This window comes from Flavobacterium sp. AK-301 (genome assembly GCF_058310215.1).
In genome coordinates, this window is sequence record NZ_JBZEES010000010.1 from 17,056 (window position 1) to 30,667 (window position 13,612).

The 13,612-nt window shown below is 34.7% G+C and carries 12 protein-coding genes; 2 read left to right on the plus strand and 10 right to left on the minus strand.

Annotated features, from left to right (window positions below; genetic code table 11):
• Positions 1-308 precede the first annotated feature (308 nt).
• Positions 309-1,850, plus strand: coding sequence for a helicase HerA-like domain-containing protein (locus tag AC4FQX_RS12260; protein WP_491167997.1), 1,542 nt, complete (start codon positions 309-311; stop codon positions 1,848-1,850).
• A 329-nt stretch (positions 1,851-2,179) separates the two neighbouring features.
• Here the strand turns inward: AC4FQX_RS12260 and AC4FQX_RS12265 are convergent, their stop codons facing one another.
• The 3 genes from AC4FQX_RS12265 to kynU form a co-directional block, all read right to left on the minus strand.
• Positions 2,180-3,517: an FAD-dependent oxidoreductase gene (locus AC4FQX_RS12265; RefSeq protein ID WP_491167998.1), complete on the minus strand. Its 1,338-nt coding sequence runs from the start codon at positions 3,515-3,517 to the stop codon at positions 2,180-2,182.
• 156 nt (positions 3,518-3,673) lie between these two features.
• Entirely contained in the window at positions 3,674-4,765 is a 1,092-nt protein-coding gene (locus AC4FQX_RS12270; protein WP_491167999.1) for an agmatinase family protein, read from the minus strand.
• 105 nt (positions 4,766-4,870) lie between these two features.
• Positions 4,871-6,148, minus strand: coding sequence for a kynureninase (gene kynU, locus AC4FQX_RS12275; protein WP_491168000.1), 1,278 nt, complete (start codon positions 6,146-6,148; stop codon positions 4,871-4,873).
• 214 nt (positions 6,149-6,362) lie between these two features.
• On the opposite strand from kynU, the gene AC4FQX_RS12280 reads away from it, so the two are divergent.
• Complete coding sequence (locus tag AC4FQX_RS12280) at positions 6,363-7,094, plus strand: SIMPL domain-containing protein (protein ID WP_491168001.1); 732 nt, start codon at positions 6,363-6,365, stop codon at positions 7,092-7,094.
• Positions 7,095-7,255: 161 nt separating this feature from the next.
• Here AC4FQX_RS12280 and AC4FQX_RS12285 read toward each other — a convergent pair whose 3' ends face one another.
• From AC4FQX_RS12285 to aroA, 7 genes are all read right to left on the minus strand, one after another.
• The gene (locus tag AC4FQX_RS12285) at positions 7,256-7,693 is read right to left on the minus strand and encodes a hypothetical protein (protein ID WP_491168002.1); all 438 of its coding nucleotides are present in this window, start codon (positions 7,691-7,693) and stop codon (positions 7,256-7,258) included.
• 252 nt (positions 7,694-7,945) lie between these two features.
• Positions 7,946-8,146, minus strand: coding sequence for a hypothetical protein (locus AC4FQX_RS12290; RefSeq protein WP_491168003.1), 201 nt, complete (start codon positions 8,144-8,146; stop codon positions 7,946-7,948).
• A 42-nt stretch (positions 8,147-8,188) separates the two neighbouring features.
• Positions 8,189-8,824 carry a hypothetical protein gene (locus AC4FQX_RS12295; RefSeq protein ID WP_491168004.1) on the minus strand — a complete coding sequence of 212 codons (636 nt, stop codon included), beginning with the start codon at positions 8,822-8,824 and terminating at the stop codon, positions 8,189-8,191.
• Positions 8,784-9,326 carry a hypothetical protein gene (locus AC4FQX_RS12300; RefSeq protein ID WP_491168005.1) on the minus strand — a complete coding sequence of 181 codons (543 nt, stop codon included), beginning with the start codon at positions 9,324-9,326 and terminating at the stop codon, positions 8,784-8,786. The genes AC4FQX_RS12295 and AC4FQX_RS12300 overlap by 41 nt, the downstream gene beginning before the upstream one ends.
• On the minus strand, positions 9,326-10,780 hold the full coding sequence (locus AC4FQX_RS12305; RefSeq protein ID WP_491168006.1) for a DUF3289 family protein: 1,455 nt from the start codon (positions 10,778-10,780) through the stop codon (positions 9,326-9,328). The genes AC4FQX_RS12300 and AC4FQX_RS12305 overlap by 1 nt, the downstream gene beginning before the upstream one ends.
• A gap of 292 nt (positions 10,781-11,072) precedes the next feature.
• Positions 11,073-12,122 carry a tRNA preQ1(34) S-adenosylmethionine ribosyltransferase-isomerase QueA gene (queA, locus tag AC4FQX_RS12310; protein ID WP_491168007.1) on the minus strand — a complete coding sequence of 350 codons (1,050 nt, stop codon included), beginning with the start codon at positions 12,120-12,122 and terminating at the stop codon, positions 11,073-11,075.
• 205 nt (positions 12,123-12,327) lie between these two features.
• The gene (gene aroA / locus AC4FQX_RS12315; RefSeq protein WP_491168008.1) at positions 12,328-13,563 is read right to left on the minus strand and encodes a 3-phosphoshikimate 1-carboxyvinyltransferase; all 1,236 of its coding nucleotides are present in this window, start codon (positions 13,561-13,563) and stop codon (positions 12,328-12,330) included.
• Positions 13,564-13,612 lie beyond the last annotated feature (49 nt).

Genomic DNA, 13,612 nt, shown 5'->3' on the forward strand with positions numbered 1-13,612 from the left:
AATTATAAAATTATTAACCCTCGAATATAGTAAAAACACATACAAAGCCAGTATACATCACTATTTCCTATAAAATTTACTCTATAACTATTATACTCTTATTCTATTCGGGAAGAAGAAGAATAAATAAGAAAATACATAATTTTAATAGTATAAAATTAGAAAAACAAGAATCTACTTACACAAAAAAAGTGCACTAAAAACGCAACTTTCTGTCTGATTTCACTAATCTGAGAGAAAACTATAGTATTTTCGCATTAAATTTTTTTGAATTACAATATCAATATATTTAAAAGTATCTATTTATTATGGCAAACAAAACAGCGTTTACTGAAAGTATAATTAAAGGATATCAAACAAAGGGTGATGCTATAATTTTAGGAACGGCAATGCTTAATGGGGAAACAATCCCTGAAGCGCATATAAGTATTCCTTTAAAAACACTTAATCGTCACGGACTTATTGCCGGTGCTACGGGTACCGGAAAAACAAAAACATTGCAGGTATTGTCAGAACAACTTTCTGAAAACGGAATACCGGTTCTAATGATGGATATTAAAGGGGATTTAAGTGGTGTTGCGGAACCGGGAGTGGAAACCGATTTTATTACTGAACGTCATAAGAAACTAAATCTACCTTATTCAACTAAGGGTTTTCCTGTTGAATTAATGACTCTTTCTGAACAGGACGGAGTGAGATTGCGAGCTACTGTTTCGGAATTTGGACCTGTGCTATTTTCAAGAATTCTGGATCTGAACGACACGCAGTCAGGAATTATATCTATTATTTTCAAATATTGTGAGGATAATAAAATGCCTTTACTGGATCTGAAAGATATTAAGAAAGTTATTCAGTACGTTACGGAGGAAGGAAAGGAAGAAATAGAGAGGGAGTACGGACGTGTTTCAACGGCTTCAACGGGTTCTATTCTAAGAAAAATAATTGAACTGGAACAACAGGGTGCTGATCTGTTCTTTGGGGAATTATCTTTTGACATTGATGATCTGATGCGAATTGATAAAAATGGAAATGGATACCTTAATATTATCCGACTTACTGATATTCAGGATAAGCCAAAACTATTTTCTACTTTTATGCTTTGCCTGCTAACGGAAATCTACAATACTTTACCGGAACAGGGAGACAGCGGAAAACCGGAACTGATAATTTTTATTGATGAAGCGCATCTGATCTTTAATCAGGCAAGTAAGGCTTTATTAAATCAAATCGAGAATATTGTAAAACTAATCCGTTCGAAAGGTGTGGGTGTTTATTTTGTTACACAAAATCCTACTGATGTACCTAATGGGGTATTAAGTCAGTTAGGTTTAAAAATACAGCACGCTTTGAGAGCTTTTACTGCAAATGATAGAAAAGCAATCAAAATGACCGCGGAAAACTACCCTACTTCTGAATTTTATAAAACGGATGAAGTTCTGACTTCACTGGGAACGGGGGAGGCTCTGGTTACTGCACTGAATGAGAAAGGAATTCCAACTCCATTAGCGGTTACTATGGTAAGGGCGCCTATGAGCAGAATGGATATACTGAATCAATCTGAGATCGATTCTATTAATGCTAATTCTAAATTAGTACGAAAATATAAGGAAACTCTGGACAGAGAGAGTGCTCATGAAATCCTGAGTAAAAAAATCGAACTTATCGAGGAGGAAAACCGAAAGGAACAGGAGAAAAAAGCTTTGGAAAAGGAAAATAAAGCCAGCAGAACAACTTCTTCAAGGGGAGGAAGCAGCTCTACTGAAAAAGCGGTTATTAAAGTGCTTACCAGCGCTACTTTTATTAAAGGCTTTATGGGAGTAATCACTACTCTTTTCAGCAAGAAAAAATAGTTTTGTGAAATTGTGAAATGTTATTTGTAAAAAGTAAAATGTGAGGGGTGCCCGCAGGGCGGGGTGGTTTTTAATTTATAGTTGCCACAACTGTGTTAAAACGCACCTCTACGCATATCTAATATCGTAAAGTTAAAGTAATACCTACAAGGTCGAAAAAGACCTTGCAGGAGGATCATATATAATAATATCTTGACTCTTATCTCTTTCTTCTAAATATCTAACATCATAAAGTAAAGTATATCTAACAGGTTAAAAAAACGGGTTAGGATAACCGTATATTATAATCTCTTTCTTCTTGACTCTTTTCTCTAAAATGAACTCTGAATTTATAATTTACTGAGGATCATTTTCTCTACTTCTTCGCTATCCCAGATGGTCTCAATATTTTCTAAATCCATGATCTCATCCATGATCTCTTTTTGCTGGTCTCCTATTACTAGTGCTTCGGAATAGGGACGATGGGTAAAGGTAACTCTACTGTATAAAGGAAGCCATTTCTGAGGATGTTTATCGGAAAATCTTTTTTCTATTTTTTTACGCAGTAAAAATGTATTATCTGCTGTTTTTGAGCTCATTTCCATAAAATTGCGATAGGAAAGTTCTGCTATGGCATCTGCATTTGGTTTTCTTTCTTTTTGATATTCTTTAAAAACGGTACTCCAGTCATCTCCGAATTTTTTCATTAAATCATACAAAACGGTAATATCTTCGAATCCGGCATTCATTCCCTGACCGTAAAAAGGAACAATCGCATGGGCTGCATCTCCTATTAAGGCTACTTTATCTTCATAGGTCCACGGGTAACATTTCATGGTTACCAAAGTACTAACCGGATTTCTGAAAAAATCTTCTGTTAATGTTGGCATTATTTCTTCTGTATCAGGAAAATGTTCCCGAAAAAAGGTTTCTACTCTATTTCTGTCCGTTAAAACAGCAAATGAATTTTCTCCTTCAAAAGGCATAAACAATGTACTGGTAAAACTTCCGTCAAGGTTGGGCATTGCCATTAACATATAATCTCCTCTTGGCCAGATATGTAGTGAGTTTTTATTCAGTTTACAGGTTCCGTCCGGATTTGCAGGAATATACAGTTCTTTGTATCCAATATTTAAAAACTCCTGAGTGTAATTAAATCGGTTTTGTCGCTGCATACGATGTCTTATTCTTGAAAAAGCACCGTCTGCTCCAAAAACTATATCGAATTTTAATTCTTTCCATTCTCCTTTTTCGGTTTCTCCCACATGGAGGGTTGCGTCTGCTAGTGTAATATCCCATATTTTTGTATTAAAGAAAAACTCTACTCCTGCATTTTCTGCCAGTGAGATCATCTTTTTATTTAATGTGCCTCTGGAAATAGAATAAATACTTTCTCCTTCTTGACCATAATACTGAAAGGTAAGGGATTTGTCTTTTAGATGAATTGCTCTTTTTTCCATTGGGACTGCAATGGCTCTTACTTCATCTCCGATTCCTGCTTCATCTAATGCTTTCCACCCTCGATGGGACATTGCTAAATTTATTGATCTACCGGAAAATTCTATATTTCTAATATCGGGACTTCTATCATATACGGATACTTTATGTCCTGCCTTTTTTAAATAAATGGCAAGTAACGTACCTACTAAACCTGAACCAACAACTGCTATATTATGTATTTTCTGCATATCCTTTTTTATTAAAAACCGATTGTAAATTTAATTAATTTATGGTTGCTTTTTCATTAATCTACTGTTACTTTTCGGACTAATTCAACATAATAAAAAAGAGGCTGTCCGGAAAACATTTCCCGGACAGCCTCTTTTTAAAAAAATAATGTTTTCCTATTTCAAAAACTGAATCTTCGCTCCTACTTCCATTTGATTTGCTTTTGCAAACATACCACACATATGAAATAACATTCTCGCTCCTACATTTCCATCCCAGTCATCGTTTTCTCCGGGAGCAACTTCTACCAGATCAAATCCTATAATCTCTTTACCGCTCTCGGCTAATCTGGATAACAGATAGGCTGCCTGCTCAAAGGAAAAACCTCCGGGAACGGGTGTACCGGTATTAGGGCAATACCAGGAATACATTCCGTCAATATCAAAGCTTACGCATACTTTATGTGGTAAAGAGGAAATGATCTCTTCACATTGCTGCTTCCAGGTTACTCCGTTATAGCTTTCGGCTTTCAGATCCATATCTGTATATACGTCTACTCGATTAACTTGTTTTTTTACTACGGCTACTTCTTGTTCGCAGAAATCACGAATACCTACTTGTACCAGTTTGCTTACTTGTGGTAATTGTAATGCATTATACATAATGGAGGCATGGGAATAGGTAAATCCTTCGTAGGCTATTCTTAAATCCATATGTGCGTCTAAGTGCAGAATACCAAAACTATCATGTTGTGCTGCGAGTGCTTCATAATACCCTAAGGGACTGCTATGATCTCCTCCGAGAAGAGCTACTTTTTTTCCTTTTTTAGTCCAGTATAAAACGCGTTCTTTTAATTGTTCTTTTAACTCTGCACCTACTGCATTGATAGCATCCAAATCTTTCTTTAAAGAGGGATTATCTTCTATTTTCTCTCCTCTTTCAAGGGCTTCGATAATGGGCTGTGCTAATAGTTTATATTTCTCGCTGTTATCTGCCCATTGTGCGGTTTGTTCATTTAAATCTAAATAGATTCCCAGTTTCCATAATTCGGGAAACTCCTGATGATGTAAATCTACCTGAAAGGAAGCTTCTAATATAGCTTCGGGTCCTTGTGAGGCTCCTGCTCCGTAACTTACGGTTACTTCCCACGGAACGGGAATAATAATGATCTCACTTTCATCGGCTGTGAAGGGTAATCCAAAGATGCTTTCATCGGCTAAACCGGGCTGACTTGGATCAAAACTATCTATTTTTTCTAATTTGGTCATTTATTTTTGATTGTTAGATTATTCGACTATGGAACAATGTTATCGTAAGAGCTTATTTAATTCTTAGACAGACTCTTGTTATTTTGTGCAAATTTACATCTATTTCTACAGAAACATAATTCCTTGTTTTAATATCTGCCCGAATTCATATACATCTTCATAGGAACAATATAATGGTACGGGTGCTAACCGAATCACATTGGGTTCTCTCCAGTCAACGATTACTCCACTTTTCATCAAATAATCAAACAGACTTTTTCCCTGTCCATGTAACAGAACGGATAACTGTGAGGCTTTTTCTAATGGCTCTTCGGGTGTAATAATTTCAAATGTGCTGTTAACTTGTCCGGCAATATCTTTTAAAACAAACTCTAAAAAGGAAGTGATCTTATCTCTTTTTTCTATTAATGAACTCATCCCTATTTCGTCAAACATTTCTACGGAAGCAAGATAAGGTGCTAGTGATAAAACAGACGGATTACTCACCTGCCAGCCTTCGGCTCCGCAAATGGGATCAAATTTAGGCTCCATCAGAAAGCGTCTTTGTTTGTTATGTCCCCACCATCCTGCAAAACGAGGAATATCGGTATCGGTATGATGTATTTCATGTACAAAAATACCGGATGCATTTCCGGGTCCTGAATTCATATATTTATAACTGCACCAGGTGGCAAAGTCTACTCCCCAGTCATGTAATTCGAGTTTCACGTTTCCGGCAGCATGTGCCAAATCCCAGCCTACATAAGCTCCAACATCGTGCCCGGCTCTGGTTATGGTTTTCATATCAAATACCTGTCCGGTGTAATAATTAACTCCTCCTATCAGAATTAATGCTAATTCGTCACCTATTTCTGCTATTTTGGCTAATACATCTTCTGTACGAATAGTATGTTCTCCTTTTCTTATTTCTATTTCTACGATAGCTTCTTTAGGGTCTAATTTATGGAAATGAACCTGACTTTGTATCAGATACTGATCGCTCGGAAAGGCTTTTGCTTCGCAGAGAATCTTATACTTTTTTGGTGTCGGACGATAAAAGGAAACCATTAATAAATGTAAGTTAACCGTCAGGGTATTCATTACGGTTACTTCACTTGGCTTTGCTCCTACAATCCTACTTAGGGGCGCTGCAAAACGTTCCTGATAATTCCACCAGGGTTTATCAGCATAGAAATGACCTTCGACGGCTAATTTTGCCCAGTCTTCCATTATTTCATCTACATACTTTTTAGCCCGGACGGGTTGTAATCCTAATGAATTTCCGGTAAAGTAAATTACCTGCTTTCCATTAATCTGCGGAAACAGAAACTCTTCTCTATATTTATGTAGTTTATCTTGCCGGTCAAGCTGCTGTGCAAATTCTCTTGTGTTTTGAAATATCATTTTTGCCGATCTATGATTGTCTTGTAAATTTAAGGAAAATGTTTTATGTGAAATATGAGAAATCAAATGTTTTATGAAAGAGATCGTTATCAGTTTGAAACTCTAATCGTTTCGACTTATTATCTTTATTTTTAAAACATAAATTAAATATTTGTAATCATAAACTTAAAAAAAATATTTAAATTTGTAGACTTACGTCAATATTTATTTATTTATGAAAAATTATATTAGTGCGCTGATTATTGCTATTGCTGTAATTACATCAGCTTTTTTCTTTTCTTATGTTTATCAAACCCGAAATCAAAGTAATGATACAATAAGCGTTACCGGACTGGGTAAAAAGGATTTTGTTTCTGATTTAATTGTCTGGAACGGTTCTTTTTCTAAAAAAAATCTGGTCTTAAAAGAGGCTTATACTGAACTGGAAAATGACAGAACGGTTATCAAAGATTATTTGATTGCTAAAGGAATCGCTGAAAATGAGATTGTTTTTTCTGCTGTTTCGATCAATAAGGAGTTTGATTATCATTACAACGAGAAAAGCGGTATTCGCGATCAGACTTTTACCGGTTTTTCATTAACTCAGGGTGTGCAAATCGAATCGAAAGAGGTGGATAAAATTGAGAATATATCCAGAGAGATTTCTGAACTGATCGACTCGGGTATTGAATTTTATTCTAATCCACCGGAGTATTATTATACAAAACTTGCTGAACTTAAAATACAAATGATCGCTGAGGCTACTAAAGATGCTAACGCAAGAGCAGAGAGCATTGCCGAAAATGCTAACGCTAAAATAAACAGACTGAAAAAATCTGATATGGGTGTTTTCCAAATTACTGCTCAAAACTCATCTGAGGAGTATTCCTGGGGTGGTTCTTTTAATACCAATTCTAAAAAGAAAACAGCTACAATTACGGTAAAACTGGTTTATCAAGTTAAGTGATAGTTGATAGTTGATAGTTGATAGTTGATAGTTGATAGTTGAAATATACAATTTACGATATTAGATATATACTAGAGGTACGTTTTAACGCATCTTTACTGAAACAAAAAGCCTCAACGATGTTGAGGCTTTTTTACTTTATAACTAACTGTTTTGTGTAATTACTCCGGTTTCATCAATAAGGCTAGATTTCGTTGTAAAACGGTGTTTTCTTCTTCGAGATTTGCTATTAACTGTTCCTGAGCTACGGTTTTCTTTACTAATTCTGATAGTGAATTCATTTTTACTAATTGAGATTCGGAATCTTTATCTTTTTCTAAAAACAACTTGTCCAGAAATGCCATTTCACTTGCGGGATGTATTTTTAAACACATTTCGGACAGATAACGAATCTGTGAGGTGATCTCCGAATCTTCCAGAGAAGACAAATCGGAAATACTGTTTAGAAAACTAATGGTAAGGGTGGATAAATGATAATAACTATCTAACTCCATTGTAATGGTTCTCGGAGCATTACTCTGATTTCCTTTTAGTGTATTACAATAATGATCTGCACATTGTAAAGCTTCAAGGTTAATTAATTTTTTGATTGTACTCATAATGTGAAATTTTAGGTAAAAATAAGACCCGTATAGCTTAGCAGTCCTACGCTTTCACAAACGCTGGGGCGTTTCCGCTACCCACCACATACCATACGGGAAAATCATTTGTTGTGTTCATAATGTGAAATTTAGGAAGTACGAAGATAAAAAAATTGTCGACAGTAGAGGGTATAAATGTATATTAAAACATGTTTTTATTTATTATTTGCAAGGTTTTTAATTAAAATGCAGATGTGTATTAAATGTAAATCACAGATTAATACCTAACAGATTTAAAAAAAACCTACCGTCTAGACATATCTCTAAAAAGTGTCCATTCCTGCCTAATTGTAGTGAATTTTTGGTTTCTCCTTCTAATACTAGAATTTGCAGCTCTAAACATTCTAGTTCTCCTTCTGAAAAACAGCTTCCGGACTCCGTTTCTTCTTCTGTTGTATAGACAATTTGCATGATAAAGAGCTTTACAATAGTTTCAAGAATCATTAAAGACAGTTAGTTTGTGTACTGCTTATCTCCTCTCCATTTAATATCCTCATTGTAGATTTTATCCTTACAACCTTCACAATAAATAGTATCCTGATAATGGATATTATAATTTTTTACATCCGCAACCCATTTACAAGGATCCTGTTTGTCTCTCCAATACACAATAGAAATGATTTTATCATTAAAACAATCATCTTCCATTATATTACTGGAAAATCCTCCCGGATCTTCTGCTTTATCTATAAAATAGCTGGTACAACGGGTTTTTTCATAAAAACGATAACTACAAGCTTCAAAATTTAGTGGTAAACTGCATAAATCAATATGATTGACTTTAAAATATGTTACCATTTCCTGCATTAATAACTTATCGCCTTTTATGGAATGATTTACTAAATAAGTTTGGATATATATATATATATATCCTCCTCTTTTACTACTATAAGTAGAAGTTGTTTTACCACTTAATTTAGGTAAATAAATAAATTCCAGTTCTTTTTGTTGACACGAAAGAAATAGAAAAACAATAAATAGTATACTTAGTTTTTTCATTATTTTTGAGTTAAGCGTTCCTGTAAGCCTTCTTTGAAATGCTCTATAACTATTCCCATTGCTTATCTCCTCTCCATTTAATTTTCTCATTATAGATTTTATCCTTACAACCTTCACAATAAATAGTATCCTGATAATGGATATTATAATTTTTTACATCCGCAATCCATTTACAAGGATCCTGCTCATCTCTCCAATATACAATATCAATGATTCCATCATCCAAACAATCATTATATATTGATTCTTTAGAATAGCTTCCCGGACCTTCGGCATGTTCTATAAAATATTTTGTACAACGGGTTTTCTCATAAAAACTATAAGCATATGCTTCAAAATTTAGTGGTAATTCACATAAATCAAACCTGTTTTTTTTATAATAATCTATAATCTTCTGTGTTAATAATTTCCGGTCTTTATAAGTATTATCAACTAAACTCGTCTCTCTATATATATATATATCCCCCCCTCTTTTACTACTATAAGTAGAGGTTTTTTTACCGCTTAACTTTGGTAAATAAATAAATTCCAGTTCTTTTTGTTGACACGAAAGAAATAGAAAAACAATCAATAGTATACTTATTTTTTTCATTATTTTTGAGTTAAGCGTTCCTGTAATCCTTCTTTAAGGCTACCTGTAAAGGTTTTTTCAAAAGTCATTTTAGTTAAAAAAGGTTTATACCCTCTAAGGTGTTGTAGTATAAACCAGGATCGAAAACCGGCAATGTTATAAAAACCTTTATCCAAATTCATATCGGACAGATTCAGTCCAAAATGATCCCAAAGGGTAACCTGATATATTGCAGTATAGTTTTCACCGGAAAATTGTATCGTTTTTAAAATCACTTCAGTTGCCCAAATATCGTTTAAAGCCAACGTTCTTCCTTCCAGTAAATTATTATCCCGGGTATAAGGATATAATGGATTTGTAAAAATAGCCTCTTCTCCTGCTTTATCTTTTTTCCCAGTAACTTTATTTTTTCTTCTTCTTTTTGCCGGATCAAAAAAATCAGCTTCTATATCTTCTATTTTTTGAGCATCAGTAAAATAGTCTTTTATTTTCTGGGCTATATAGTTTTCTACCTGAATACAGTAGCGCTGAGTACTGGGATTACCCTTTATCGACTGTGTTAGTTTTTCATTTTCATAGATCCCTCCTTCATTATTTTGAAACTTTGTAATCATTTCATCCAGTACCGGAGATAATTCTCCCCATACCAGAACGCCTTTTAAGGCTCTAAAATTCGCAAATAAAACTGCATCGGAATCCTCTGCATTGAATCGCATCAGCTTCCCTAAATTAAGGATTAATTCCCGATCATAAAAAGCAGGATGTACAAAACCAGGTAATGGTTCTGTATTTGAAAAAAGAGCATGCTTTTGAACATCAAAACCGTTTTCTTCATATTCTTTTTTATATTTATTAACTATTGCAGTAGAAAAAACGATTTTATCGGGCATTCTGAACCCCTGCCCGTAACTCATATCTTCGGCAATATCGGTACCTTCTTCATTTAATCCGGGCATTTTATAACGATCAATAACAACCGGAAGAGATATTGTTATTCCTTTACAATTTAAACTGACCGAATCAATCGGTTTGATAAAATAAGCATAGAGCTTCATTTCTCTATAGGCTACAGAAATAGCAATATTCTCTCTGCTTTCTTTTACTGGAGAATAATCGACAGGGATTTCATAAATCTTTCCGCCTATTTTCATTTCCCATTTGAGACGTTTTATTTCTCCTTTTGTTGCTTTTCTGTTAAAGGAGGCTTTAAACCAATATTTTGTTCCGGGGATCGGTTTCTCTACTTTTTCATACTTATCATTAAAAGGACCTTCCAGCCTTGTAACCAGAACGGCATCTTCATCTATTTTATCGGGATCAAATTCTCCAAACTTTACTCCTCCGTTTTTCCCCCGTATGATAATTTCCTGAGCTGATGTTATTGTATAGCTACCTTTAGTAGCCCGAATAATGATTTCGCCTGCCTTCTTTTCGGATAATCCAAATATATTTCGCGTAATAGTCCCATATTCCATTTATTATATTTTAACTTTATCTATTGCAAAATAAGAATTTATTTTAAATATACTTCTAATATTGCACTTTACTTTTAGATAAAAAAGTATAAGAAAATAATATTAATTCCTGCTTTCCTTCAAGTAAAAGCAAACGTTTATAGTATCGTAAAATCAAATCTCTAATTTCATGAAAGAGTGTATCCGTTTCTGACTAACGTCATAATTATTATTTAATGTAGCTTTTTAAAAATAAAAGTCCCATTTCTATTACTAGAAACGGGACTTTATATATTGGGTTTTCTTATCTGGATTAGATGATTAACATCGCATCTCCGTAAGAATAGAATTTATATTGTTCTTTTATGGCTTCTTCATATGCCTTTTTCATTAAATCATGTCCACAGAAAGCGGAGATCATCATTAATAAAGTCGATTTTGGCGTATGGAAGTTGGTTATCATACAGTTTGCAATACTGAAATCGTATGGAGGGAAGATAAATTTATTGGTCCATCCTTCAAACGGGTTTAAGGTTGCTTGTGATGATACGGAACTCTCAAGGGCACGCATTGAGGTTGTTCCTACGGCACAGACACGTTTTTTCTGTACCTTACCTTCGTTTACAATATCGCAGGCTTCTTGGGTAATCTTTAGCTCTTCGGAATCCATCTTGTGTTTTGACAAATCTTCTACCTCAACTGGGTTAAAGGTTCCGAGACCTACGTGCAGTGTTACTTCGGCAAAATGTACTCCTTTTATTTCGAGTCTTTTTAAAAGATGTTTTGAAAAGTGTAATCCTGCTGTTGGTGCTGCTACTGCTCCTTCTTCTTTTGCGTAGATGGTTTGGTAACGTTCTGCATCTTCGGGTGTTACTTCTCTGTTAATATATTTTGGGATTGGAGTTTCTCCAAGCTCTGTCAGTTTTTTTCTGAATTCTTCATAGGATCCGTCATACAAAAAACGTAGGGTTCTACCTCGTGAGGTGGTGTTGTCTATTACTTCTGCTACTAATGAATCGTCATCACCAAAGTATAGTTTGTTTCCTATTCTGATCTTTCTTGCCGGATCTACTAATACATCCCAAAGTCTTTGTTCTGCATTTAGCTCTCTTAACAGGAATACTTCGATTCTTGCTCCTGTTTTTTCTTTGTTTCCGTATAAACGTGCCGGGAATACTTTCGTATTATTTAAAACCATCACGTCTCCTTCATCAAAATAATCAATAACATCTTTAAACATTTTGTGTTCGATTGTCTGTTTCTTACGATCAATAACCATCAAACGCGCCTCATCTCTATTCTCTGCCGGAAATTCTGCAAGTAATTCTTTTGGTAAATTAAACTGGAATTGTGATAATTTCATATTTGCTTTTTCTGTTTTATTAAATAATAAATCGGTATTCTGCTTCTTGAATAAAAAAACAAAGATTTATATCTTTTTCTGTATTTTTTATTCAGAATGCAAATATACTATCATCAGATAGGCGAAGTCAAGTGTTTTGCCTTATTTCTTTTCTATAACGGATATGCTATCAAAAAGTTATCGTTTTTAAAGAGTCTTTATAACGCTATAGCTCTTGTGTAATATGGAATCCGAGTTTTGTGAGATCATTCCAAAAATCAGGATATGATTTTGAAACTACTTCTGCTTCTTCTATGATTATGGGTGTTTTTATGGCTAATGGAGCAAAAGCCATTGCCATTCTGTGATCATTATAGGTTGGGATTGCTATATTTGGACGAATAACGGGAGTGGCTTTTAAGGTCAGACTGTCATTGGTTACGGTTATATCTGCACCGAGTTTTGTAAGTTCTGTTTGTAGTGCTTCGAGTCTGTCTGTTTCTTTTATTTTCAGGGTATGTAATCCTGTTAAATGACATTCTATCCCAAGTCCGAAACAGGTAACTGCTATGGTCTGAGCAATATCAGGAGTATCATTCAGTTGATAGTTGATGGTTGATGGTTGATGGCTGTTGATGGTTGGTTGGCGTTTTAACAGAATGGTATTTTCTTCAAAAATGGTTTCTACTCCCAGATGTTTATAAATTTCGACTAAAGCGGAATCTCCTTGTAAACTGTTTTGTTTATAGCTTGATAATCGAATTTCTGCATTTTCTGAAAGGGCAACAATACTGTAAAAATAAGACGCGGAACTCCAGTCGGATTCCACAGTTATGGTTTTGCTTTCTACTTGTTGTTTTGGTAATACTACGATTTTATTATCGCTGAATGTGGTTTCTATTCCTAGTTCGTTCAGTAAACTTAATGTCATATTAATATAGGGAACGGAGGTAATGGTTCCTTCGAGTGCTAACTCGAGTCCGTTATCTAATCTGGCAGCTATGAGAAGCAATGCGGATATATACTGGCTACTTACGTCTGCTGATAATGTGACTTTATTTAAAGTAATCTTCTTCCCTTCAATCTGTATTGGTGGAAATCCTTCGTTTTCCAGATAGATTATTTTCACCCCCAACTGACGCAGGGCATCTACCAAAATTTGTATAGGACGTTGTTTCATTCTCGCGGAACCGGTAAGGGTTACGGTTCTGTCTTGTCGGGTGGCAAAGAATGCTGTAAGGAATCGCATCGCTGTTCCGGCATGGTGAATGTCGATAACGGAGTCCTGAGTCGCAAGAGCCATCTGCATCACCTCACTGTCATCGGAGTTTGAGGTATTCTCTAAACTAATATTGGGAAACAAAGCCTGTAACAATAACAAACGATTGGTTTCGCTTTTTGAACCGGTTATATTAATTGAAGAATTGAGAATTGAGAACTGAGAATTAAGAATGGCTTTCATTTCGATTAGTTGATAGTTTTTAATTGATAGTTGATAGTTTTGTAAAATG